The organism is 'Nostoc azollae' 0708, from assembly GCF_000196515.1.
Classification (GTDB): domain Bacteria; phylum Cyanobacteriota; class Cyanobacteriia; order Cyanobacteriales; family Nostocaceae; genus Trichormus_B; species Trichormus_B azollae.
Map to the genome: position 1 here is coordinate 1475299 of NC_014248.1, position 25002 is coordinate 1500300.

At 38.4% G+C, this 25002-nt stretch carries 15 protein-coding genes and 13 pseudogenes; 12 read left to right on the plus strand and 16 right to left on the minus strand.

Annotated features, from left to right (window positions below):
• Positions 1-58 precede the first annotated feature (58 nt).
• From AAZO_RS37250 to AAZO_RS06765, 4 genes and pseudogenes are all read right to left on the minus strand, one after another.
• Positions 59-301, minus strand: a complete 243-nt coding sequence (locus tag AAZO_RS37250) for a hypothetical protein (RefSeq protein ID WP_013190665.1) — start codon at positions 299-301, stop codon at positions 59-61.
• 115 nt (positions 302-416) lie between these two features.
• Positions 417-2053: pseudogene (locus AAZO_RS43435) on the minus strand (IS1634 family transposase).
• Positions 2054-2396: 343 nt separating this feature from the next.
• Positions 2397-3443: an N-acetyltransferase DgcN family protein gene (locus AAZO_RS06760; RefSeq protein ID WP_013190666.1), complete on the minus strand. Its 1047-nt coding sequence runs from the start codon at positions 3441-3443 to the stop codon at positions 2397-2399.
• Positions 3427-4479 carry a dipeptide epimerase gene (locus AAZO_RS06765; RefSeq protein WP_013190667.1) on the minus strand — a complete coding sequence of 351 codons (1053 nt, stop codon included), beginning with the start codon at positions 4477-4479 and terminating at the stop codon, positions 3427-3429. The genes AAZO_RS06760 and AAZO_RS06765 overlap by 17 nt, the downstream gene beginning before the upstream one ends.
• A gap of 127 nt (positions 4480-4606) precedes the next feature.
• Here AAZO_RS06765 and AAZO_RS06770 point away from each other — a divergent pair.
• The 3 genes and pseudogenes from AAZO_RS06770 (at position 4607) to AAZO_RS37275 (ending at position 5714) form a co-directional block, all read left to right on the plus strand.
• Positions 4607-5086: pseudogene (locus AAZO_RS06770) on the plus strand (NUDIX hydrolase).
• 47 nt (positions 5087-5133) lie between these two features.
• Positions 5134-5268: a hypothetical protein gene (locus AAZO_RS41055; protein ID WP_266888634.1), complete on the plus strand. Its 135-nt coding sequence runs from the start codon at positions 5134-5136 to the stop codon at positions 5266-5268.
• Between the two features lie 245 nt (positions 5269-5513).
• Positions 5514-5714 carry a hypothetical protein gene (locus tag AAZO_RS37275; protein WP_228371551.1) on the plus strand — a complete coding sequence of 67 codons (201 nt, stop codon included), beginning with the start codon at positions 5514-5516 and terminating at the stop codon, positions 5712-5714.
• A 109-nt stretch (positions 5715-5823) separates the two neighbouring features.
• Here the strand turns inward: AAZO_RS37275 and AAZO_RS06780 are convergent.
• Positions 5824-6243, minus strand: a pseudogene (locus AAZO_RS06780) (nucleoside hydrolase); the annotation flags it as partial.
• Between the two features lie 65 nt (positions 6244-6308).
• Between AAZO_RS06780 and AAZO_RS33450 the strand changes: the two are divergent.
• Positions 6309-6446: pseudogene (locus AAZO_RS33450) on the plus strand (ISKra4 family transposase); the annotation flags it as partial.
• A 54-nt stretch (positions 6447-6500) separates the two neighbouring features.
• Here the strand turns inward: AAZO_RS33450 and AAZO_RS29180 are convergent.
• Positions 6501-7514: pseudogene (locus AAZO_RS29180) on the minus strand (IS701 family transposase).
• Positions 7515-7685: 171 nt separating this feature from the next.
• Here AAZO_RS29180 and AAZO_RS06790 point away from each other — a divergent pair.
• Positions 7686-8641 (plus strand): annotated as a pseudogene (locus AAZO_RS06790) (ISKra4 family transposase); the annotation flags it as partial.
• 27 nt (positions 8642-8668) lie between these two features.
• On the opposite strand, the pseudogene AAZO_RS29185 reads toward AAZO_RS06790, so the two are convergent.
• A pseudogene (locus AAZO_RS29185) lies at positions 8669-8884 on the minus strand (nucleoside hydrolase); the annotation flags it as partial.
• 85 nt (positions 8885-8969) lie between these two features.
• Here AAZO_RS29185 and AAZO_RS43440 point away from each other — a divergent pair.
• Positions 8970-9747 (plus strand): annotated as a pseudogene (locus AAZO_RS43440) (IS1380 family transposase); the annotation flags it as partial.
• A gap of 4 nt (positions 9748-9751) precedes the next feature.
• Here the strand turns inward: AAZO_RS43440 and AAZO_RS29195 are convergent.
• A pseudogene (locus tag AAZO_RS29195) lies at positions 9752-9988 on the minus strand (nucleoside hydrolase); the annotation flags it as partial.
• A gap of 16 nt (positions 9989-10004) precedes the next feature.
• Here AAZO_RS29195 and AAZO_RS06810 point away from each other — a divergent pair.
• Positions 10005-10436 (plus strand): nucleoside deaminase, encoded by a 432-nt coding sequence (locus AAZO_RS06810; protein ID WP_013190668.1) that lies wholly within the window; start codon positions 10005-10007, stop codon positions 10434-10436.
• Positions 10437-10724: 288 nt separating this feature from the next.
• Here AAZO_RS06810 and AAZO_RS33455 read toward each other — a convergent pair whose 3' ends face one another.
• The 3 genes and pseudogenes from AAZO_RS33455 to dapF all read right to left on the minus strand — a co-directional run bounded on the left by AAZO_RS33455 (position 10725) and on the right by dapF (position 14195).
• Entirely contained in the window at positions 10725-10835 is a 111-nt protein-coding gene (locus AAZO_RS33455) for a hypothetical protein (RefSeq protein ID WP_228371670.1), read from the minus strand.
• 811 nt (positions 10836-11646) lie between these two features.
• Positions 11647-12558, minus strand: a pseudogene (rbsK, locus tag AAZO_RS06815) (ribokinase).
• A 797-nt stretch (positions 12559-13355) separates the two neighbouring features.
• Positions 13356-14195: a diaminopimelate epimerase gene (gene dapF, locus AAZO_RS06820; RefSeq protein ID WP_013190670.1), complete on the minus strand. Its 840-nt coding sequence runs from the start codon at positions 14193-14195 to the stop codon at positions 13356-13358.
• 118 nt (positions 14196-14313) lie between these two features.
• Here dapF and AAZO_RS06825 point away from each other — a divergent pair, with 118 nt between their 5' ends.
• Positions 14314-14598, plus strand: a complete 285-nt coding sequence (locus tag AAZO_RS06825; protein WP_013190671.1) for an Hfq-related RNA-binding protein — start codon at positions 14314-14316, stop codon at positions 14596-14598.
• Positions 14599-14637: 39 nt separating this feature from the next.
• Here the strand turns inward: AAZO_RS06825 and AAZO_RS06830 are convergent, their stop codons facing one another.
• The 3 genes from AAZO_RS06830 to AAZO_RS06840 form a co-directional block, all read right to left on the minus strand.
• Positions 14638-16953, minus strand: a complete 2316-nt coding sequence (locus AAZO_RS06830) for a cation:proton antiporter domain-containing protein (RefSeq protein WP_013190672.1) — start codon at positions 16951-16953, stop codon at positions 14638-14640.
• Positions 16954-17334: 381 nt separating this feature from the next.
• Positions 17335-17685 carry a Bpu10I family restriction endonuclease gene (locus AAZO_RS06835; RefSeq protein ID WP_013190673.1) on the minus strand — a complete coding sequence of 117 codons (351 nt, stop codon included), beginning with the start codon at positions 17683-17685 and terminating at the stop codon, positions 17335-17337.
• A gap of 1126 nt (positions 17686-18811) precedes the next feature.
• Complete coding sequence (locus AAZO_RS06840) at positions 18812-20047, minus strand: LL-diaminopimelate aminotransferase (RefSeq protein WP_013190675.1); 1236 nt, start codon at positions 20045-20047, stop codon at positions 18812-18814.
• A gap of 327 nt (positions 20048-20374) precedes the next feature.
• On the opposite strand from AAZO_RS06840, the pseudogene AAZO_RS29210 reads away from it, so the two are divergent.
• Positions 20375-21479 (plus strand): annotated as a pseudogene (locus AAZO_RS29210) (IS630 family transposase).
• On the opposite strand, the gene AAZO_RS43445 reads toward AAZO_RS29210, so the two are convergent.
• Positions 21462-21530 (minus strand): hypothetical protein, encoded by a 69-nt coding sequence (locus AAZO_RS43445; RefSeq protein ID WP_081462895.1) that lies wholly within the window; start codon positions 21528-21530, stop codon positions 21462-21464. The pseudogene AAZO_RS29210 and the gene AAZO_RS43445 overlap by 18 nt on opposite strands.
• Positions 21531-21629: 99 nt before the next feature.
• Here AAZO_RS43445 and AAZO_RS06855 point away from each other — a divergent pair.
• Positions 21630-22306, plus strand: a pseudogene (locus AAZO_RS06855) (TIGR04283 family arsenosugar biosynthesis glycosyltransferase).
• 33 nt (positions 22307-22339) lie between these two features.
• Positions 22340-23092 (plus strand): annotated as a pseudogene (locus AAZO_RS06860) (TVP38/TMEM64 family protein).
• A 16-nt stretch (positions 23093-23108) separates the two neighbouring features.
• On the opposite strand, the gene AAZO_RS41070 reads toward AAZO_RS06860, so the two are convergent.
• Positions 23109-23243, minus strand: a complete 135-nt coding sequence (locus tag AAZO_RS41070; protein WP_013190676.1) for a hypothetical protein — start codon at positions 23241-23243, stop codon at positions 23109-23111.
• A 166-nt stretch (positions 23244-23409) separates the two neighbouring features.
• On the opposite strand from AAZO_RS41070, the gene AAZO_RS06865 reads away from it, so the two are divergent.
• Positions 23410-24957, plus strand: a complete 1548-nt coding sequence (locus AAZO_RS06865) for a mercuric reductase (protein WP_013190677.1) — start codon at positions 23410-23412, stop codon at positions 24955-24957.
• Positions 24958-25002 lie beyond the last annotated feature (45 nt).

Here is a 25002-nt window from a genome sequence, read left to right on the forward strand (position 1 = left end):
TGCCTTTTTCAATCCCTAATAGGGATTTAGTTGAATTGCAATTTTAAGGCTTATTTATCTAAATATGAATTTCTAATCTGTTGTATCCCACATTCCGCACCCTAAAGTGCCACAGAGAGGAATTACGGAGACAGAAAATCCAAGGGAGCATAAAAAGAAACATATGCAGTGAAAAAAGGCATTGGAGAAACAGTAAAGCACCAAAAATAGCATCAAAAGCTATTCTCAATAAGGAGCAATAAGAAAGAACACTGCCCAGAGGAGTCAACAGATAAATGAAGATATTCAAGAGATAAATCATAACTTAGACTAATAGATTGAAGTAAAAAAAGAAATTATGGACATACTAAAATAGAGCTATAAATCAAAGAGATTAGGTTATTTTCTGATAGAAATTAAATTAATACAGAGAAAAATTAGGTAAGTAATTGATAGTAGGGAAAAGAATGATATGTTAAAAGATTCACAATAAAATCTCTCTCTTGAGTCCAGTTATAGATGTGTTCTTCCTAGTTAAGTGTAACTAAATGAATAGACTGAAAGCATGGAAAAATCCAGCGTAAAGTGGGGCGGTCAGTTGGTTTGCCCAATTGATTTTTTACTCTTGATTTAGACTCTCTCAAAGGGGTTCTAATTTGTCGTTGCGCTAAAGTATAAACCAGCAGACATAAACCCATAATCATTCCCAGGGACTCTATTCTCTCTGGACTTCTTAGGAAAATACTGTCTGCAAAAAATAATGGGTCTTTGAGAAAAGCAAACCCTCTCTGGCAAGACTGTTGAGCCTTCTTTATATTCACTCAAAATTGAGTCATGGGTAAGTTCATTGGAATCCAAAAGGTTTGTAGCAATAATAAAAGGCCCTGGCCTCAGAAATTCTGTATTAATTTTACTTTCATTCTGGGAGACTGTAGCTGATATTTCAGAGACATCTCTCGTGAACTATCTTTTTTCTTAGATTTGAGTTGAGTAACTTTACTCTGGTTAATTTGGTGATATTTGAATTGTTGTAATAGTTTAGATAACCCCTTGATAGCATCAACCTCACAAGCAAATTTTCCTGGTGATAACTTTTTCAAATCTTGCACAGCTTTTGATTGTACCTTGGTAATTTTTTGTGAGAGTTTACCCAGGTCTGATTCTCTTCTTTCTTGACCTTGCACTACTAACCATCTTTGTTCTATTCCTGGATAATTTACTGTCTTTGAAGCTAGTTTATATCCGGGTAAGTTACTATCAACAAATTCTGGTTCTGGTAATGTTGATATTAATGATTGTGCTGATTTTATGCTTAATGGCACTGGACATAACCAGCTTAAATATGACATCATTCATCATTTTTAGATTTGATTCTGTATATAAGGCCCAGTCTGCTACTATGAGACTGTTAACTTTTAATTGTTTTTGGTACTCTACTGCTATTTTAGCAAAGCATGATGAATCTGCTTGGTTTCCCGATGCTCGTATTAAAAATATATATTGGTATGTCTCCATCTCCTGAACATATCATTTCTATGATGAACTGTTTTAACTCCGGTCTATGGTCACCAGAATAACCGTAGGTAATGGTTATTTCTTTTGGTGATTTTACTGCTAATTCTTCTAGTTCTTGATTATTTCCTACTTTTTGACTCTCAAATATTACTTCTGGTAAGCTGATATTATATTGCCCATGTACGTCCATTTATGATGAGTCTAGATGCCCTGCTCATAGGGATAATCCAAATTCTTGGGCTGCTTTTAAGGCGACAATAAAAAATATTCTATCCAATCCTTTTATAAATAGTTTATCCATGACTCTCCCCACTTTATCATCCTTGAGATATTCTGGTTTTACTCCTGGTCCTATTAGATGGTCACAGGGGATTGTTTCAAAATCTTGGGGAAACATATATAAGGGTTTTTATACAAATCCTAACCCGTTGATTATCATGGGTTTTACTACATGACCCGGACTTACTTTCTCTCCAATTTCAAGGATTATTTCTACTACTCCTATGGCGTCTATTATTCCTGCTACGGTGCCTAAATGGTCTAGGTTTTGAATTTCCATTTTTTGAAGCTTTGATTTCACAAAAGAATTATCCACAACTCCTGTTGTGATTCAATCATTTCTTCTTCTGTTCTAATTTAATTTTCAAATCATTAAATTTTCTTTTCTTTTATCTTATTTACAAAACTCTATTCTGTCACTCTATTCGCATTTTCATGATACTGTTCTCATTAAGCCTTCTCTTCCTTGCAGGAGCTTTAGCTCTTGTGTACTACTATCTGTGACAGTTAGGGTGCGGAAGGTAGGTTTTAAGGCTTATTTATCTAAGTATGAATTTCTAATCTGTCTGCAAACCCTATATCCCTACCCCACACTATTAGCTTGATGAAGTTTGCAAAGTAGATTACCTCTGCATGACTGCATCTAACAGTAATCCACCACCAAACCGCACGGGATCTGTGCAAGGTAGACCTGTTTGAGTTATAGTTTGGGCAATGGCATCCTTAGCCCCAGATTCATCTAAATCCCTAGTATTTAAAGCTATGGCCGCTACACGAACTTTACTAAAAGCACCCCCTGCACTAGCCACAATTTCATACATCTTAATTACCTCTGGTAGCGCTGGAATGGAAATATGAGGATTATTACGGTTATGAGTTTGTCCTGCTTGATGAACTAGGATCAAATGGGTTGGTTGAGAACCACGAATCAAAGGTAAAGTTGCAGTTGAACCAGGATGCAACAGAGAACCTTGACCTTCAATTTGCAAAATATCGTAGTGTTTACCAAAACGCATCACCAACTGTTCCACAGCACCAGCAGCAAAGTCTACCCGCACTGCATCTAAAGCGACTCCATCCCCTTCTAACATCAAACCAGTTTGACCAGTAGCTAAAAATTTAGAACGCCAACCGCGTAACTTAGCCGCCCAGTGTAATTCTAAACTAGTAGACATCTTTCCAATGGCCATATCTGTTCCTACCGTCAACACACGACGACAGGGAAGAGTCCGCGCTAACCCCGAAGCAACTTCTACATTAGGTGGTTCTTTGCGGACATCCCAAATTAACTGTCCTGGTTTCAATAGTGCATTTAAATCTGGGATATTAGCTAAAGGTGTGTGTAAACCGTTAACTAAAGACATTCCCCCCTTCAGCCCATCTTGAATATCTGGCCAATAATTATCTGGTACGATTCCACCTTTGGGGGCTATACCAATTAGTAAAACTTCCGGTTCATACTGTAAAGCTGCGGCTACAGAGGCAACAATGGGAACGTCGCGCTTGATACCTGTTAACTCTGGGACAGATTTACCTACAGATTCCCGATCTATGACTGCAACAATAGGGGCTTCACTGTAGCGTAAAATTGATAATCCTGTTTTCCCCTGAGTTCCACTCAGTCCTTCATGCAGTAGAATTGCTATCTTTTTATTAAGGGGCAAACGCACTATATTGTACTCCCAAACCAGGTAAATCGTTAGGTAAAACTCGTCCTGCTTTTACTGATGCACCTCTAAACGGATCATCAATTAAATTCAGGTGACTATCTAAGTCTAAATAATCAGCTAAAGGTGCAAGTTGTGCAGCTGCTGTATTAGCTAGAGAACTATCAGAATAACAGCCAAACATTACTTTTAAACTGTATGCTTTGGCTGTATGTACCATTCGCAAAGCTTCACTCAAACCCCCAGATTTCATCAATTTAATATTAACCCCATCTACATAATCCACTAATTGGGGAATATCAGCACTGGTAAAGCAACTTTCATCAACAAAAATTGGTAAAGGTGAATGTTCTTTCAATGTGGCTAAATGTGTTTCTTGACCTCGTGGTAATGGCTGTTCTATATACTGTATCCCCAAATCGGCTAACCAAAGGGACATGGCGATCGCATCTGCTAAACTCCAACCCCCGTTAGCATCTACAAATAAATCAATTTCTGGTGCTGTTTCCCGCACTGCTAACAGCATTTTTCTGTCTGCTTCTATCCCCTCGCTCGAACCTAATTTCACCTTCAACTGACGTACATCCATATATTCTAACCAGTCTCGTGTTCGAGTTGCTGCACCTGCTGGGGTATTAATGCCAATTGTCACCGAAGTTGGTGCGATCACATTTCTATCCAGTCCCCAAAGTTGCCATAGAGATAAACCCACACTTTTACCCATCCAATCATACAGCGCCATATCTAACGCCGCCCTAGCAGCGGAAGGAATTTGATATTTTCTTAAAACAGCCTCAATTTCCTGACGTTGCCAAGGGTTGAATGATTCTAACACAGGGGTAATGTTTTGCAAGGCTCCAGTAATTCTACCAGTTGATTGGCGGTGATTACCGACACTGAAGGGTGATGCTTCTCCCCATCCTTCTATGCCATTTTCAATGATTTTTACACAAATATTTGTGGTCTGTGCTGTTGTTCCTCTACTAATTGTTAACGGAAATCGTTTATTGACTGTAAATAGATTGACTAGTATTTTCATGTTAAATATTGATGAGCACCCAAAGGCGCAGAGAGAAGAATAAAAATGTTATAATTCTAGCTCTCTGGATGTATTTTTCAACTAAAAAATGAAGAATTTACACAAATGAGAAATCTTAAGTTCTCAAATGTTAATAGATCATCCTTTATTTCAGGTGAGACAGGATGAAATAGAGTTACCTAATGGTAAGGTTATAGATGATTATTTTGTCCGTCAGTACAGACAGGCTGTAGGAGATTTTTTTATTGAACTTCCCGCTGGACGTTTTAATGCTGATGAAGAAGGTGCAGAAGCAGCAGGATTGAGGGAGTTAAGAGAAGAAATTGGTTATATTGCTGACACTGTCAGAAAAATCGGTACTCTGTACGATAAACCCAGTAAGGATACCAATCTAATCCATTTGTTTATCGCTGAAGATGTGGTAAAAGTTGAAGAACAGGAAGACCTTGATGTAACTGAATAAATTGAAGTGATTTCAAGTCCTATAGATTCGATTTTTCAAAAGATTATTACAGGAACAATTTCCGTCGCGGGAACTGTAGTAGCGCTGTTTTTGGGATTAAATTTAAGTTCCTTGATAGGACGTAGAAAAACTATCTCTAGTTAATTCAAAAATAAGTATCACCGGGAAATAATCATGGCATAACTGGCAAAATGATTAACACCACAAGACTTATGCTAAAAACCGTCGAAGGTATTTATCGAGACGGACAAATTAAATTTACCGAACTCCCCAAAAATATTAACAATAGTACCCAAGTTCTCATTACCTTTTTCGATCCTGGTTAAATCAAACTTAATAAGATACGTCGATTAATTGAGCATTTAGAAACTATTACTGCTATTCAACAAGGTTTTGAATACTAGTAATAGTGGTCAAAGTCGTCCTCTTCCAGATTTTATTCAGGAAATGCAACAGAAATATGACATTTCAAGTTGAAATTACTCCAATTCCTGAAAAGCAGATTGAGCAAGCATATCGCTGGTATGGAGAACGTAATCCTGAATTTGCCGATAGCTAGTTTCTAGGATTGATGAATGCTATTGCTAGGTTAGAAGATAAACCTCATCGTTGTGCTTTAATATTTGAAGATGAGATTTTTCCAGAAGAAGTTATTCAATTACTTTATGGTAAATCTAAGAATGTTCACAGAGTCTTATTTACAATTCGAGATACTATACAATTTGAGATACTATATATAGTATCTGTCTTATATGCTCGTCATGCTGCTTAAGAACCTATCATGGTAGATGATTTAGAATATTTTGCTTAGCATTCAAGGAAAATGTTGAGTAACGAGAACAAGATTATTATCACAATTTCGGTATATTTTTCTGAAATCCTCACCTTCTCCATTGTTGCAATTTTTGACCATAGGAAGCTTCTTCATCTACGTTATTCATATCTTAAATTTTTAAACCACTTGATAATAATTTATTCCATCCTTGACTCACACCATGAGTAATAATTCCTGTTTCCCATTCTCCCAGTTCATAAAATTCAGGTTGTCCTAAATGAGCTGTTTGCAAAACATCGCAACAATAATAATCTTTAGGAATAACTAAGGCGTAGCATTATCCTGCTAAATCAGAAATTGGATAATCACGTTGTTTACCAATTTTGTGCACTAACTCTGATGTTACTGGTACATTATTTGTTAAATCTAAAGGACACATAATAATTTCAATTTGCGTTTCTCAAACTCTTGCTGCGGAAACTGCATCCCAATCAACATTCCATTCTCCAGAACCGTCTTGGGAGCATCCACTATTGGAAGATACACAAGTGTTAGGAAAATATAAGGATAAACAAGTGTGGATTAGCAAGCATGAACCAGGATAAAAAAGAACGGCTCAAAGCCTGCTTAGAAGAATAGGCAACATTGTTATATGAATAAGCAGATAAAAGTCAGATAACAGACTTAAAAGGCATAGAAAAAACAGTAAGGAGTCAAATACAGGACTTACGCAACTGGTACAAATAGGGGGCGGTATGTAGCCCTGGCATGCAATAATTGAACTCAAACCAAGCACATAGGAAGACTGGGGCGTTTTAGTTGCTGAATTAAATAATTAGAAAGGAATCTATGCTTGTTTTGATAAACAGTTTGACCAGTTTGATAGGCTAAATTCTTTAATCTAATCCAAACCAACATTGCACAAGCAATATGATTTCTTTGAAGCCTAGCTTTACGACATTGACAAGATTCAATCCCAGTTATTTGTTTAATCTCTCGGTGAAACTCCTCGATTTTCCAAAGAATTTTACACACCTCTTGTACAACATTCGTAGAACTTTGAGATAAATCGTTAGTAGCGACATAATCCGTTCTGTTGGTAGAAACAGCAACCTGGAATAGTTTCACTTTTTTCTGAGCGGGAAACACTTTAATTTTTATAATTTTACCACATTCTAACTCTTCAGTACTCCATTCTCATAATTCAATAGGGTTATCTTTTCCTTTGGCAAATGTATCATCAACTAACCGATTCTTTTCTAAAGGGCAATAATAAATTTTGTCTAAGCTATCAATATACAGCATGAGACTGTTTAGTGCGTACCATGTGTCCATCAAAACCGTATCGAAGGCGAAAAGCTGATGATAAACTAGGTTTTGCAGCATATCTTTCACATGGTCTATCTTGGTTTTACCATCTACATCAGGATTAAAAATGCGGTAATCTATTACCCAAAATCTTTGAACTTTAGGATTCACATATACACAACTGACTACACCAATTCCTTGGAGTATGCCATGTTCATTACCACTATATTGTCTCCTCACCATCTCTATTTCTTCAGAATATCTTTCGTGTAAAACACTATCACCAAATATGATGTACCCATTACCATCAGCTTCTACTACCTCTTTCACCTTATCTCATAGTGAACGAGATGTTAACTTTTCGGTTTTTAAATAATAGTTAATTGCATCATGGCTAATACTTCCTAAATGCTCTGCTAAATTAGTAATTGTATAATTAATTTGACTACTTAATAAGTATTGGCAGTAATCAAGTTTAGTAAATCTCATGACCGTCAGCAACATTTATCTAATACAATCTCCTACCTATTTTCTCATGAATATTTCAATAATGTTTCCTGTTGCAGCTACTTCTTATGGGTTGATAAAGCTTTTGGTATGCGATTCTTTAGTACTTATGTACTATATTTACCCATCGCCTGTGCCACTTGCCTAAGTCCTGAAATATTAGAAGTGGTAAGTCCAGAAATAGCCCTTTTTTTATTGAAGAAAGAACCGGAAGGAAAGTAGGTAAAACCAGGAAAGTCAAAACCTTGGTAGGAGAACTAAAACTAAAAGCTAAACAGTTGAAGAGACTGGGTTTGAAGCCAAGAAGTCGATTAAGTCCATTACTTCAAAAGTGCTGCTTGAGGCTATCAGCTAAGGAAGGAATCATATCAAAAGGCAGAAGTTGAAATTGAGGCATTAACAGGAGTAAAAGTTGGCCATAGGAGGCAACAAAAACTAGTTGTGGAACAAGATTGGGAGCTACCACAAGGAAAACAAGCTGTCTGTGAAGTGAGGGTGGATGGTGGAAGAGTACGACTAGGGAGCAAACCACAACCAGGCTGGTACTGGCGAGACTATCAATAAAACCCTTCGTCTACAAGGAATTCATGATGGCGCATGTTTTGATAACAACTAATAAATCATAAGTTGATTATGTTAATAGCCAGTCTTTGGTTAACCCCCTTGTGTGTTTGGGGGATGGTCATGATGGAGTTTGGAATTTAGTTAAAGAGTTTGGAACTGAAAAATCCAAACCTTTGGAAATTTTGGATTGGTATCACCTCAAAGAGAATCTTTATCAAATTGGTGGTTATTTAAAGCATCTCCAAGCTGTTGAGAGTTTATTGTGGTAAGGTCAGATAGAGCCAATTCAAGCTTTATTTAATAATTGTCGAGGCAAACAAGTTAAGAAGTCTTTCGACATAAGCAAAAAACATCCCACTGGCATTATTAACTATACCTACTACGAGGCTAAACAACTGTGTTCTATTGGTTCTGGATCTGTCGAACCTGCTATTCAACAGATTGGAGCAAGGATTAAAATTTCTGGACCACAGTGGAATGTTGAAAGTGTCTACCAAATCCTTTGCCTTCCTTGTGCTTATCTCAATGTTTTGGTTCCTATGTGAGTCTTTCTGCCAAAACTCGATCCTCCCACCGTCTTGTCCTGGTTCTAAACTTTTTTCTAGATTTCCAGCAAGATTTAAAGCGCCACCCATCCAAACTATTTTTTTAATCTTCGCTTCTATCTCTGGTGCTTTTTCTAATGCGACAGCTACAGTTGTTAAAGGTCCTGTCACCATTAATGTGACTGGTTCTCGTGCTGACGGCAATACCCCCACCATAAAATCTTGTCCTGTTTGAGCAACTAACCCAGATTTCTCACAAAAAGATGAAAAAAAGGGGTCAATGACTGCGAAAATGTATATATAGCAGGCATTTTAGCAGTTGTAAACCATGACCCCATCTTCAACAGATTGTATATCAAAACAGTTGAAATTTGAGCAACAAAAATGGCTGCCAGTCATAGTCAATTTCCAGGGTGGACAAGTAAGAGCAGATGCAGGATTCAGCTTAATTGCTGAAATAGACAGAAAATTGCAAATCACATCACAGTTTGCACAATGTTTCCAAGATTAGCGAAAGCCAAATCGGATTGACCATTCAATAGAGAGCTTAATTAAACAAAGAATATACGGGCTGGTCATGGGGTATGAAGACTTGAATGACCACGAAGAATTACGTCATGACCAGATGTTTGCTATAGCATTAGGAAAAAGCATTGGAGTAGAGAATGAACCTGGAACATTGTCCTGAAGATGTGGAACAAGGAGCAGACAGCGTGTACCATAAAATCGGGCATTCTCCATCAGCAATTGAAAGCTTATTTGTCAAAATATTTCTAGAATCTTACGCTAAAGAACCAAGAGAAATTGTTTTGGATTTAGATGTCACTGATGACTTAGTACACGGCTATCAGGAGCAGGTTTTCTTCAATACTTATGATGGGGGATACTGCTATGCTCCACTTTATGTTTTCTGTGGAAAACATCTATTAGCAGCCAAACTTCGCCCTTCAAACCTAGACCCAGCATTTGGGGCATTATCAGAACTACAAGGAGTGATTAAACAAATAGGTCAACAATGGAAGAATGTTGAGATTTTAGTAGGTGGAGATAGTGCTTATTGTAGAGACGATATCATGACATGGTATGAATCCCACATGGGTGTGGATGATGATAAAGACTTGGAAAAGGATTAGTTCCCCTAACTGTACTTTCTTCGACTGGAACATGAGAAAATCCCATTAAATCTATTATTTTGCGTGTCGTACTGACAGCAGGTTGAATATAGCACTCTGCGGGAGTGACGACAATACCAAGAATTTCAATATGTTCCATCGTCAAAAGTAGCATAGTGGCTAAATAATTATCCACACCGCTATCATGATCCATTAATACCAGTTGTTTTTTCATATCAGGAGTTTATCAAATGGATGAGTGTATGCAAGCGGCAATTTCTGAAGCTAAACAGGGTAGAGATGAAGGGGGAATTCCCATCGGTTCTGTTTTGGTCAGAAATGGGAAAATTCTCGGCAAAGGACACAATAAACGGGTGCAAGATGGTGATCCTGTCACTCATGCAGAAATTGATTGTTTAAGGAATGCTGGTAGACTTGGTAATTATAAAGGTATAACATTATATTCCACTTTGATGCCTTGTTATTTATGCGCTGGTGCAGTGGTGCAATTTGGGATTAAAAAAGTAATAGCAGGAGAGTCAAGAACCTTTCCCGGTGCAAAAGAATTTATGGTTTCTCATGGTGTAGAAGTAATTGATTTAAACCTTGATGAATGCAAACAAATGATGAATGAATTTATCACAGAAAAACCAGAATTATGGAATGAAGATATTGGGAATTGAAAGAGGTATAAGTTCAGAATTTCTCGTTCTCAGTCTCCGTGGGGGAATCTGATCACAGAGTCTCTAACTCTAGTTTCACTAAAGAGAGAGGTCCAAAAATTTAGAAAGGAGTATATGTCTAGCTTTCCATAGTGTTAAGATCAGGAAAGAGCCAAGAAAAGAATCAAGGTCGGGAATAGTAACTGATAGGAACTATCCATGAAAATGTTGATGAAAAATTCATAACTGAGCTCATATCCATAACATGTATGAAATGGGCAAAACTAATGAACCAATTCCTAATGTGACTCAACCACAAATAGTAAGAATTACCTGTGGGTAAATTGGGGAGTTCAGGGGAAATCTTTGTTGAGGTACCCGGAATATTTTGACAAGTCTAATGACCTGTTCAACAAAAATACCCTTGGTGGAAAACTCTTTGTTTCCTGCCTTTTGTTCTGAGTCGCCATGGCATAATCCCTATCATGTTTTTCTACCTGTTCAAGGAGACTAGTAGGCAAAACATTTCCTAATATCTCTAGCTAGTAATGAAATTTGTCCTTTGCTTCCATTTTCCATATACCGAAATGCAAACCTAAAACCTCAAATGTTGGTATTTTCCTCCAATAGAACATGCCTAGACATACCTATTCTTTTTTCTTTTATCTCTAGTTTCCCTTACCCCCCTCCTACTTTCTGATTTATACCTATCTTTTTACTTTCTATGTCACCTTGAAGTTTTTCATGCTACATTTCAGTTCGGGCTAACAAGTCTTGAAACTGATGGTTAGTTATTCCCTGTATTTGTTTTGTAGGATGTGGATATTATTGAATATAGTTAATTTAGTAGATTTTTCCTTTTGCTACACCCTCAAAATTCCCTTCCACCATTTTTTTGACTCCAAGTTAATTTTCCTGACAGGTCTAAGATATAACCTTTAATAATTCATTCCCATACTCTGTATCGGAATGAGCGATTCTAATTTCTCTAAGAGAACTCCAAAAAAAGAAATACCTAATATCATTCTGAACGTTCGCGCAACCTCTCTGAAAGAGATAGTAAATAATTTCCGAGATGCTTCTTTTGGCTATGGCTTAAGCCACGCTTCGCGAATGCTACACTCAGCATGACAAGACAGGACATTTATTTTGTGGCTTACTCTAATTCTTCATTTGTAGCGTTGCTTCTCTGGGATTTTGGGTGAAACTTTCCCCTTCATTTCTGTGAAATTTAACCCAAAAACTTGTCTAAGGTAATTCTATCAGGTAAAGAACTCTGCGCCCCTGATTTTGTTGTTGCTAAAGCCCCTGTTGCTGCACCCCAAACCACTGCTTCACGTAAGGGAAGTTTGTGGAACAGTGCTGCTGCTAAACCACCATTAAAAGCATCACCAGCCGCAACTGTATCAATTGTATGAACTGGAAGAGCAGGTGTAAAGAAGGCTTCTTCCATAGTGGTACAATAAACACCTTTGGCGCCTAATTTTATCACCGCACATTTGACACCGCGTTGTAATAAAATATTTGCGGCTTTAGCTGCGGTTTCTTCTCCATTTACAGGAAAACCTACTAATTGACTGGCTTCTACTTCATTGGGTGTGATAATATCAATTAATGGGTAAAGTTCATCTGGTAATTGAGATTGTACTGGTGCAGGATCGAGAATAACGATGATATTTACATTTTTCGCGGCTTGGGCTGCTACAACGACGGCTTCAATAGGAATTTCTAAGTGCAAAAGTATGGATGTTGCGATTGGTAATAAATAAGATAATTTCTTGACATCTTCTTGATTAACCTTCCCATTTGCACCAGGAATCACAATTATGTTATTGTCTCCTGCATGATCTACGGTGATGACTGCAACTCCAGAACTGACACTTTTATCAATTAATATATTTTCTGTGTGTACACCAGATATTTGTAAATTTTTGATTAGTTATGCACCAAAAGTATCATTACCAACACGCCCTATCATCAGGGTGGGAATTTCTAATTTTGCTAATGCAACTGCTTGATTTGCACCTTTACCTCCTGGGGTTGTCAAAAATGTTTCTCCTAGCAATGTTTCACCAGCAACTGGTAAGCGGGAGGTAGTTACTACTAAATCTATATTGATACTTTCAAAGACGATAATGCTCATATAGAAATGATAAATCTCAGTCCCCTTGCGGGGATTTTTGATTGAGAAACTGGTAATTCCTGCACGGAATACTTTTTTCCATGGCTAGTTTCAGTCCCCTTGCGGGGATTTTTGGTTGATAAACTAAGGAAATTGGGGTTGATCACCTCACATGGCTTTATGGTTTCAGTCCCCTTACGGGGATTTTTAGTTGATAAACTAAGGAAATTGGGGTTGATCACTTCACATGGCTTTATGGTTTCAGTCCCCTTACGGGGATTTTTAGTTGATAAACTAAGGAAATTGGGGTTGATTACCTCACATGGCTTTATGGTTTCAGTCCCCTTACGGGGATTTTTGGTTGATAAACCCCACCATGTGAAATCGAGTCTATGAACAGACTCTAGACAGGATTTTGGCAGACCTGATCTGGAAACCCTATTTTAGCCTCCAGAAAAATGCCAACTGAAACTTTTGAAACGCTAAAACTATTCAATTATCAAGGTTCTGGCGTTTTAGCAGACCCCCGATGGTAAAAACCCTCGGGGGTCTGCTAAAAATTATGCTTCTTTTAGATTAAGATGTGGTACGTTGCCTGTCAAGACAAATTCGATTAAGAATCATCAAGCAACAATTCACAGTTTTAAACTGTTGGCAACTGAAATAAGTAGGAAGGCACAAAAAACTTGCCCAAAACCTCTTGCCTTGTTATAAAGATAACGTCTAACACTTACCTACTTAGTTAGTTTTTGCACTTTCGTATTTAATCCGCTATCCATCGCCGCCTTCACGAGGATGGGGAATTTTGCAGAATTTTGTTAAAATTTACCGATGAATACCCGTTCTGCTGGCCCGGTCATGTAAATTCGTTGGTCTATTTCTGACCATTCAATTTCTAGGGGACCGCCTGGTAATTCGATTGTGGCTGTGCGATCACACTTATCATTCAATACTCCAGCTACCAAAACAGCACAAGCACCAGTACCGCAAGCTAAAGTAATACCTGCACCCCGTTCCCATACCCGCATTTTCAAGTAATTACGGTTGACAATTTCGATGAATTCTAAATTGATTCTTTGGGGGAAAGCAGGATGATGTTCAAATTTGGGTCCGATTTTTTCTAGGGGAATAGCTGCCACATCTTCGATAAAGGTGATGCAGTGAGGGTTTCCCATGCTGACACAGGTAACATCCCAAGTTGTTCCTGCGACTTCTAAAGGCAGGTTAATTACTTTGTTGTCAGCAGGTGCAAAGGTGGTAGGAATTTCTTGTGCTAGTAACCGGGGTAAACCCATATCTACCTTAACTTGACCATCATGTGTAAGTTGAGGTGTAATCACACCTGCTAAAGTATGAATGCGATAATAGTCTTTAGTACGGGATATACCTTCTAACTCAGTTAAAAATGCTGCTAAACAACGAATCCCATTACCACACATTTCTGGTTCAGAACCATCAGAATTAAAAATCCGCATTGTGTAATCAGTATCATTTTGTCCAGGAAGTGCGAAAATCACACCATCAGCCCCAATACCAAAATGACGATCGCACCATTTCACAGCTTGTTGTGGTGTAATTACTGGTGTCAATGAGGAACGGTTATCAATCAGGATGAAATCATTACCCAAACCGTGATACTTAGTAAATTCGATTGCCATTTTTCCCTAGATGAATTATCAAAGATAAGTTACTACTGATTTAAACATTGTCCAACAGGATTGATCAGTTATCAGTGGTTATTCTCCTGTGCTCCCTATTCCCTATTTCCTAAGAAAAATGGCAGCAACTGATTTTGATAAGACCTTACCCAGCATTAGATTATTGCAAAATTGGATCAAGCAAAAAGCCACAGTGGAATTTAAGCTGGTGACTGGTGATGTCATCACAGGTAAGGTTTTTTGGCAGGATAGCAATTGTGTATGTATTTTAGATGGCGATAATGAGCAACTGACCGTTTGGAAACTAGCGATCGCCTATATGAGACTACGGTGTGAGGGAGTGATAGAAAGGGGATTAGTTCCACGAGATCCTAACGCTGACGCTGCCCATTTTGGTTCATAAGAGATGTAGGGGAAAAACTTTATTCTTTCTCCTGCCTTGTTATTGAAACTCTTTGACGGTTTCTGTCTCTTCATCTCTGATGATTGGAATTGCCAGGGGTACTCCACAGGAAGCGGTAAACATTTCCTGGAATTGATTCAGTATGGAAAAGCTACCACACAATAGGACTTGATCACCCATTTTTAACTCCATCTGTCCATGAGGAAAACGGATAAATTTACCATCACAGCGAATTGCTTGCACTTTGATTCCATACTGTTCATTAGTGGTTAAGTCTGCCAAATTTTTACCCAAAATAGGACAATTAGCTTGGACTGTTACCCACTGACAAGCATTACTTTCTCCTGGAACAGCTGTGTTTCCTTGAGCAAACTCGGCTAACGCTGCTAATTTTTCACTGGCACCGACAACTAACAAGCAATCGCCTGTTTCTAGTTTAACTTGACTGTTGGGATAATCAATCTCTTCCCCATCAGCGCGACGAATAGCCATTAAACTTACCCCAATCAGATAGCGCATATCTGCTTCTTCCAAGGTCATGCCAATTAACGGGGAATCCGTAGGTAAGTCATACCAACGACGATTTAAATCGCGGGTTACTTGTTGTAAATGCTGGGAAACCTCCAAAGCAGAACGTTCAGGACGCAAATCTAAATAATGGTCTTTGCGAATTTCCTGCATTTTCTCCTGTACCACCTCTTTTGATAATCCCAGATCTGTGAGTAAATAGGTGGCCATTTCCAGACTAGCTTCAAACTCAGGTTGTACAACTTCCCTTGCACCAAGTTGGTAAAGCAATTCAATGTTTTTATCTTGGGTAGCGCGGACAACCAAATCCAATTCTGGGGATAATTCCAAAGCGCGTTTCAGGCATAGACGAATACTAGCAGGATCTGGAAGTGCGATCGCCATCGCCTTAGCATAATTCACACCAGCAGTTTCCAACACATGAAAACTCACCCCATTACCATAAACATAAGGTATTCCCTCATCACGTAACTGCTGAATTCTGCTCTCTGACTGATCAATCACCACTACCGGTAACTGGTTTTGCTGCAACAACCGCACCAAATTCTTACCGATGCGACCATAACCACAAACGACAATATGGTCTTTCAGAGGTAAATCTTCCGCAAAATCACGCGCTTGTTCTTCCACCAAATAGGGTTTCAACCAAGGCATCGACTCAGCAAAATTAAATAAAAATGGCACCAACCGCAACACAAAAGGAGTCAACATCAAAGTTACAGCGGTAGTTCCCAAAATTAACAGATATATCCGTCGGGAAACCAACCCCAAAGCCTGACCTTCACTAGCCAGCACAAAGGAAAACTCCCCAATTTGCGCCAATCCCAACCCAGTAATTAAAGCTGTTTTCAACGGATAGCGGAATAACTTCACCAGCGGAGTGATGATTAAAAACTTGCCTACGAAAACCAAAGCCACCAAACCGAGAATCAATTCTAGATTGTTCCACAAAAACACCGGATCAATTAACATCCCAATGGCAGCGAAAAACAAACTAGCAAAGATATCCCGCAAAGGTTCCACAATGGTCAGGATTTCGTCAGCATACTCCACCTCCGAAATCATCAACCCCGCCACAAACGCCCCCATCTCGATAGAAAGACCTAAATATTCAGTTAGCAGGGCAATACATAAACATAAAGTCACTACCCCCAACAGAAATAACTCCCGGCTTTCAGTTCGTGCCAGCAGTCGCAACAAAGGCGGAATTAACCAAATACCCGCCACCACAGCACCCGCAGCAAATAAAGCAATGCGTACCAAAGCCGTCAGGATTGCGATACCAATGACTTCCCCCGGTTCATGCAAAGCGGGTAATACAGCCAGCATCAATCCCAGTGCTAAATCCTGGACTACCAAAATCCCCAGCATTACTTGGCCGTGGGGCGTTTCTGTTTCATTGCGTTCCATCAAGCATTTGAGAACAACCGCTGTGGAAGACAAGGATAGAATACAACCCAAAAATACACCCTTAGCAGGTAAAGCTCCCCAAGGACCAGTTAAGCCACACACCACAACGGTGATGAGAATGGTGAGAAGAATTTGTAGTCCACCACCGCCCAAAGCTATAGCTTTCACCTTCTTGAGTTCCGCCAAGGAAAATTCCACACCCAAAGCGAACAGCAAAAAGGCAACACCAAACTGCGCCAAGGTTTCTACCTGGAGGACTTCTTTAATTAATCCCAGTCCCCCAGGACCCACAACCATACCACCGATTAGATAGCCGAGTAATACGGGTTGTTTTAACAATGCGGCCAGCAGTCCACCGCAGGCAGCGACAGCAAAAACCGAAACCAAATCGACAATTAACCGGAAATCCTCTTGCACCAGCTTTAATAAGAAATATAAAGACCTTTATTAAACCAGCATACAAAGTTTTATCTCTTTCAGGACAGGAGTGGAGTGTAAGGAGAGGAAATTTCTGGAACTAAGCTTGGTTTAAGCGTTACGCAGGTTTGTTAAATTAGGAGAGGTATAAGTTTTTCCAATATGGAATTACCAAAAAAGTGCAACTTAGAATTTATTGAGAATATTAGGGTATCATTCTCAATATTCTTGAGAACTATGGCAATAGGCCAAGGATTTTATAAGGTTCTTGACCTCTTGACTTTTTGTCGATGCTATTAAAGGTGTGTATAATCTTTAGCCTTTTTATATCTAAATCTAAATTAGAACTTCGGTACTTGAAACACAGAGTAGAGAGTTGATTTAGAAATTTCCTAGCTTCAAAACTTGTTCAACTCCTGGGGCTGTATCATCTATCAAAGTTTGTGTCTTATTAATCATTCTTTGAAAGACATCAGGATAATATTTTGAAGCATCAATAAAATCTCCATATTCTTGCCTATATAACTTTCTTGTTTCTGGAGTTCTGTACTCTTGGCGAACATTTGAGGTTATATGCCTGGATTTTATAACAATTAACACATAATCAATTTGGGTAGAGGTAATAGAAACTGGGGTTATGTCGGGAAACTCAGAAACTAAAAAGTAAAGTAAGCTGGAATTGTTCATACAGGCAAAGAGTTTATCATAGTGTGGAGTTGGAAGTTTGGGCATGATTGTATTTTTACATTAAATGGTAATAAGACTTATGCTAAATATTAGCTTTAAATATTAGCCTGGTGATTATAAATGGGAGAATTAGATGTAATAGGTATTTTATCTATTGCCTCAGTCAAAGGGGATTTATTTTTTTCTGCAACCCTTTTCAAACCCATACTTAAAAATTGGTAACCTCTTCTTCTAGAAATTTCATCTAATCTAAATTAATTGATGATAGACTAATAAATGTTCTTGAGAAATTTAACAAATCTTCAACTTTAGACTTGCCAAATTAATTCTTAAAAATTCGACTTTGATGATTTACTAAATCTAGTAGTCTTACTAAGGTGTCTAAGATGATTTTCTCGATAGGTTCAGCCTCTGCATATATGTTAAAAACATTTTCTTGAAATTCTGATATTTCGCATTCTTGGATATTATAAGCCTCAAAAAGTATAGGTTGTGGGAAATATCTCGTTAGCTTTTCAGTTACTGAACTAATTAATGCTTCACGCTTCTTTGATTGTAGATTAATAGGACAAAACCATACTTTTTCCCTGGGTTACAATGTTGGGGGTCAGGCCTGGCATTTTTGGCACAATAATCAGGAGACCAGAAAAGGGTTAAAACATAAAAGTCAAGTTTACCTGGTGTTCCAGAATTTTGAGCAGCCGCAAGATTAGGTAAAGCGAGGCTGGTTATTAATAGGGAAGATGCGACGACAAGTTTATTGATCTGCGTATTAACAACGGGTTGCCTTGGTAGTAAAAGTGTGCAGATTTACATTACCTCATTTTGCTAACAAAGAATTTATCAGCCTTGGCGGTGCCAATTTGGAATTTTAGATTTTAGATTTTGGATTAGAAGTAGGTTATATGCACTGTCGCGAACAAATACTCCCTTCCCCGTAAGAATTACGGCGAAGGGATTCCACCTTACGCAGAAGCATTATCCTATCCCTCTACCCCATTACTATGAGTTTATTCTTTTAGTAGGAAGGGAGTAGGAATTATAGCAGTGGACAACACGGTTAGGACATTCTGAAAAGCTAAAACTGACTGATGACAAGGGATTTACTTTTGTCTTTTGCCTTCTGCTATCAACCAATTTTTCAAGGGTGGGCATTGCCCACCACATGGTATTACACTTTCAATTCCTCAGTAATCCGCTTCATTGCTTCTTCGACATTCTCCCTACTGTTAAACGCAGAAATACGGAAATAACCTTCACCCGCAGCACCAAAACCAGAACCAGGAGTTCCCACAACTTTGACGGTTTGCAATAATTTATCGAAAAATTCCCAACTGGATAAACCATTAGGTGTTTTTACCCACACATAGGGAGCATTCACTCCACCATAAACTGATAACCCCGCGTTGGTGAGTTGTTCACGGATAATTTTGGCGTTTTCTAAATAGAAACTTACCAAAGCTTTAATTTGTACTTGTCCTGCTTCAGAATAAACTGCCTCCACACCCCGTTGTACGATATAGGAAACACCGTTAAATTTGGTAGATTGACGACGATTCCAGAGTTTCCACAGTTCTACATCAGAACCATCTGCGGCTTTTGCGGTGAGGTTTTTGGGAACGACTGTTAAAGCGCAACGAGTACCTGTGAAACCTGCGTTTTTGGAAAAAGAACGAAATTCGATCGCACAATCTCTAGCACCTTCAATTTCGTAGATAGAATGGGGCAGGGTAGGATCGGTAATGTAGGCTTCGTAAGCAGCATCAAAGAAAATGATTGAACCGTTGGCTTTGGCGTAATTTACCCACGCTTGTAAATGTTTCTTGGTTGCGCTTGCACCGGTGGGATTATTGGGAAAGCAGAGATAAATTAAATCAACTTTATGGGAAGGAATTTCTGCTGTGAAATTGTTATCTGCGGTGACAGGGAGATAAACTAAACCTTCAAATTCACCTTTTTCGTTGGCTTCACCAGTGTTACCTGCCATGACATTAGTATCGACGTAAACGGGATATACAGGGTCGGTAACGGCGATAACGTTATTTTTGCCAAAAATCTCTAAAATGTTACCTGTATCACACTTAGAACCGTCGGAAATGAAGATTTCATCGGCTTCTATAGCTGCGCCCCGTGCTTGGAAATCTTGGACGGCGATTTTTTCCCGTAACCAAGCATAACCTTGTTCTGGGCCATATCCTTTGAAAGTTGACCGATCACTCATTTCTTCTACTGCCTTAATCATCGCAGTCCGACAAGCTTCTGGCAAGGGTTCAGTGACATCACCAATACCTAAGCGGATGATTTTTGCATCTGGGTTAGCTTGGGCGAAAGCATTTACCCGACGCGCAATTTCGGGAAACAGATAACCAGCCTTGAGTTTCAGGTAGTTGTCGTTAACAGTAGCCATCGTAAATTTTTCAGAAACGCACTAAAATAGCTTACTGTAATTAATGTCTGAGATAGCTTGGTAGCTGTTGATAGACTATTTAATGGAGAATAAAAAAACAAGAAGCCGCTACAGGTATTATCCTATGGCGACATTTATAATTTCAGCCTACAACAACTTGTAATAATCTTGGGTGCAAGCTACAAAATGTTATGCAGCATTAGTTACTAGAAAAGCTGCGACGACGATGCGCGATTACCACACCACTAGCTTAGCTAGTAGTCCACCAAGGCAATGTTGCTGGGTAAGCCCCTCTAATTGATAAACTAGTCAAAAAAGGGGTTGACCATGGTAAAAAAGTATGTTGTAGATTTAAGCGAAGAGGAAGTTTTACAACTGCAAGCAATCCTCAAAAAAGGAAAGCACAAAGCAAGAAGTATAACCCGTGCAAACATTCTTTGAATGGCATCTGAGGGAGAAACGGACACGGCGCTGCCGCAGTTCGAGTTCATGTTGCCACGGTGGAAAGGACAAGAGAAAACTTTGTGATTGGTGGATTAGAGTTTGCTTTAAAGGATGGGGAACGTCCATCAAAACCCAAAAAATTAGATGAAAAACAAGAAGCATTTTTGATTGCGACTGCTTGTTCTAATCCGCCAGAAGGAAGAGTGCGTTGGACAATGCAATTATTAGCGGAGCATTTAGTGAAGGTTGGTATCATAGATTCCATTTCAGACGAAACAATACGCCAAACTCTAAAAAAAATGAAATTAAACCGTGGTTAAAAGAACAGTGGTGTATTCCCGAAGTTAACCCAGAGTATGTGTTCAGAATGGAAGATATTTTGGATTTGTACAATGAGCCATATGATCCGAAAAAACCTACACTCTGCCTAGATGAATGCCCATATCAATTATTAGAAGAAGTAAGACTTCCTTTGCCACCAGAACCACATCAGCCTGAAGGTTATGATTGTGAGTATAAACGCAATGGTGTTGTAAATTTATTTGCCTTTTTTGAACCAATAGCCGGGTGGAGGCATATTGAAGTTACACAACATCGGACAAAAGCTGATTTTGCTGAACAATTAAAAGATTTAGTAGATGTTTATTAACCCCAAGCTGATGTGATACCTTTACTTGTTGATAACCTAAACATTCATACTCCAAGTGTTTCATATGGAGTTTTCTCTCCACAAGAAGCACGCCGCATTATTCAGAAATTAGAGTTTCACTATACTCCTAAACACGCTTATTGGTTGAATCAAGTAGAAATTGAATTATCAGTTTTATCTCGCCAATGCTTAGAACGAGGTATTCCTAATGTAGAAATATTATCTTCTGAAATTGCTACTTGGGAGTCACAGCGTAATCAACAAAAACCCAGTGTTTACTGGGGTTTTAAAACCAAGGATGCACGTAAAAAAATGCAGCGTTTATATCCGAGCATTTAACCCAGCAAAATTGCATTGGCAGACTACTAGTAAACCTAGACCGAAGATTATGGTAGGTTCGGGAACAGCTTTAGTAAGTACCTAAGCAAAAATATTTAATCCGTTTCTCAACAGGATTAAAACCGCTGTATTCCTGCAATCTCCTTATTCATGATTTCATATCTTGATCATGCCCGAATTTCGATCATTATTCCTGTTCTCAAGGAAGTGAATAATATTACAGCTGCAATTACCAGCACTCAACCCAGTCATAATTTAGAATTTATAGTTGTTGATGGTGGCTCAAACGATAATACACCAGTATTAGCCCAATCATTAGGTGTAACTGTTATCTCTTCTGCTCCCGGTCGCGCCGTACAAATGAATACAGGTGCAGCAATAGCTAGTGGTGAAATTTTTTTATTTCTCTATGCTGACACCCGCTTACCTGCTGGATTTGATGCCATGATTCGCACAGTATTAAAACCTTCAGGGATTGTCGCTGGTGCTTTTACATTGCGGATAGATTCACCACATTGGGGGTTACGGTTGGTAAAGTGGGGAGTAAAATGGTGATCGCATCTTTACCAACTACCCTAAGGTGATCAAGCTATTTTTTTAACCAAATCAGCATTTAACGAAATTGGTAATTTTCCCCAAATACCCATCCTGGAAGAGTTTGTATTAATAAGCTAAAGTATCTAAGTAAAATTGCTATTTCCTATGTTCCTGTAAATACATCACCACTAAGATGGTTAAAAAAGGGAATTTTCATGACTACCATACTGGAACAAATCATCATCATTGCCTATTTACTTGGTGTTTCACCAGAACGCATTTGTAAGTAGTATCGTCGAGAAAAATTCAGCAGAATTTAAGCTATGAATTATCAATTAGAAATTAGAAACTTATACAAGTTTCTCAAGCTGACTACTTTAATTACTTTTACATTATTGATAATTGGCTTATTATATCCAGACTTTCCCTTAGCACAGCCATCTCTCAATACATCTACCTTTAATCCTCAAGGGATCTTAATAAATGCTTTGCAGTGGATTGACGATTTGGGTACTATTGGAGGTATAGCCTTTATTGGCATTTATATTACTGCTACTATTCCCTTTTTACCAGGAGCGATTTTAACTTTAGGTGCGGGAGTTGTTTTTGGCATAGTTTGGGGTTCTATTTATGTATTTATTGGTGCGACTCTCGGTGCTACAGCAGCATTTTTCGTAGGACGTTCTGTAACTAGAGGTTAGGTTTCTCAGAAAATTGCAGGTAACAAAAAATTCGCGGCTATTGACCAAGCAGTAGGGAAAGAGGGATTAAAAATTGTTTTATTAACGCGAGTTTCTCCCATCTTTCCTTTTAATTTATTAAACTATGGTTTGGGAATTACTGGTGTTTCTCTCAAAGATTCTTTTATTAGTTCAGTAGGGATGATTCCCGGAACAATTATGTATGTTTACATAGATTCTTTAGCAGGGAATTTAGCTCTGATTGCTACAGAGTCTCAACCTACAAATCCCACTCTCACATGGATAATCAGAATAGTTGGGTTTATGGCCACCCTTGCAGTTACAATTTATGTAAATCGGATAGCCAAGAAAGCTTTAGATAAGGAAGTATCATAAAATAATTTGTAAGCATTCAGCTAATGCCTAAAGGCACGGTACGCGAACACCCATCAGCAGTTGGCTTTTTCAGGCTAACGCCAAAAATACCTATTTGATAACTAACCAATTTGTCAAACATTCTGACTTCTGATTTCTTACAATAATTCATAATTTCTAATCCGTGATCTCTTTCGGATTATTTCCTAGAAAATGTTAAATATAAAACTGACAAAATATTGCTAAAGCGGTATCTCTTGTAAAGAGAACATCCTGAATATTTTACCTAAAAACTGTCAAAAACCTAGTTTATACTTGAGAATTCAGAGGTAATACTAATGTCTAGTTTAGAATTTGAGAGAATCACAGTTCTACCAATGGATGAATATAATCAAAGGCTAGTAGCTAATGTTCATCCTGAAAATTGGGTGAATCCTCAACCAGCTAATTGTTATGATTTGGTAGTTATTGGTGCGGGTACAGCAGGATTAGTTGTAGCTGCGGGTGCTGCGGGTTTAGATTTAGGTTTAAAAGTGGCATTAATTGAAAAAAATCTCATGGGTGGAGATTGTTTAAATATTGGTTGTATACCATCTAAATCTCTAATTCGGTCTGCACGTGTAATTGGTGAAATGTGGAAAGCTAAGAATTTAGGTGTGAATATTTCCCAACACATTAATGTTGATTTTGCTACAGTAATGTCCAGATTACGACGAATTAGAGCAGGTATTAGTCATCATGATTCCGCAGCCAGATTTAAAAATTTAGGAGTTGATGTTTTTTTAGGTAACGGTAAATTTGCTAGTAAAAATACTATAGATGTTGATGGTCAAATCCTCAAGTTTAAAAAAGCTGTTATTGCGACTGGTGCAAGAGCAATCAAACCAGAAATTTGCGGTATTGAAGCAGCAGGTTATTTAACTAATGAAAACGTTTTTTCTCTGATACAAAAACCGGATAAATTGGCGGTCATTGGTGGTGGACCCATTGGTTGCGAATTAGCACAAGCCTTCCGACGCCTGGGTTGTAAGGTGACATTATTTCATAATAGTTCACACATCCTCAATAAAGAAGATAGGGAAGCAACGGATATTTTGCAACGAGTTTTTACTGATGAAGGTATTCGCTTGGTACTCAATTGTCAGTTAGAAGAAGTGGTGACAGTGACGGAAGGAAAACGACTTTATTTTTCATCTCATGGTAATCGAGATTCGGTAACTGTAAATGAAATTTTAGTAGGTGCAGGACGTGTGCCAAGTGTGGAAGGTTTAAATTTAGAAGCAGTGGGTGTGGAGTATGACCAGAAACTGGGTGTGAAGGTGAATGATTATCTACAAACTACTAACTCTAATATTTATGCAGCGGGTGATATCTGCATGAATTGGAAGTTTACCCATGCAGCTGATGCGGCAGCGAGAATAGTCATTAAAAATACACTGTTTTCTCCGTTTGGTTTGGGACGTTCTCGGCTAAGTAGTCTAGTGATACCTCGGGTAACATATACTGACCCAGAAATTGCTCATGTGGGGATATACGCAGATGAGGCAGAAAGATTGGGTATTGAGATAGAGACGATTAAGATTGGTTTTAATAATGTAGATCGTGCGATCACAGATAGTCAAGAAGCAGGATTTTTGAAGATTCACCACAAAAAAGGATCAGATGAAATTATCGGTGCAACAATTGTTGCTAGTCATGGAGGTGAGATGATTTCGGGAATTACTACAGCAATTGTCAATAAAATTGGTTTAAGTAAATTAAGTAGTGTCATTCATCCTTACCCAACTCAAGCCGAAGCCATTAAAAAAGCAGCGGACGCTTATCGATGCACACTGATAACACCAAGAACTAAAAAACTTTTAGGATTCTTAACTAAGTTTTCTTGATGGGGCTATCTTTAACATAATTCAGGAGTCAGTTAACTCATATCA

Coding starts and splice junctions, on each gene's coding strand:
- AAZO_RS37250 (WP_013190665.1), bottom strand. CDS start 301: ATGATTTATCTCTTGAATATCTTCATTTATCTGTTGACTCCTCTGGGC.
- AAZO_RS06765 (WP_013190667.1), bottom strand. CDS start 4,479: ATGAAAATACTAGTCAATCTATTTACAGTCAATAAACGATTTCCGTTA.
- AAZO_RS41055 (WP_266888634.1), top strand. CDS start 5,134: ATGATTAACACCACAAGACTTATGCTAAAAACCGTCGAAGGTATTTAT.
- AAZO_RS37275 (WP_228371551.1), top strand. CDS start 5,514: ATGAATGCTATTGCTAGGTTAGAAGATAAACCTCATCGTTGTGCTTTA.
- AAZO_RS06810 (WP_013190668.1), top strand. CDS start 10,005: ATGGATGAGTGTATGCAAGCGGCAATTTCTGAAGCTAAACAGGGTAGA.
- dapF (WP_013190670.1), bottom strand. CDS start 14,195: ATGGCAATCGAATTTACTAAGTATCACGGTTTGGGTAATGATTTCATC.
- AAZO_RS06825 (WP_013190671.1), top strand. CDS start 14,314: ATGGCAGCAACTGATTTTGATAAGACCTTACCCAGCATTAGATTATTG.
- AAZO_RS06835 (WP_013190673.1), bottom strand. CDS start 17,685: ATGCCCAAACTTCCAACTCCACACTATGATAAACTCTTTGCCTGTATG.
- AAZO_RS06840 (WP_013190675.1), bottom strand. CDS start 20,047: ATGGCTACTGTTAACGACAACTACCTGAAACTCAAGGCTGGTTATCTG.
- AAZO_RS41070 (WP_013190676.1), bottom strand. CDS start 23,243: ATGAATTATTGTAAGAAATCAGAAGTCAGAATGTTTGACAAATTGGTT.
- AAZO_RS06865 (WP_013190677.1), top strand. CDS start 23,410: ATGTCTAGTTTAGAATTTGAGAGAATCACAGTTCTACCAATGGATGAA.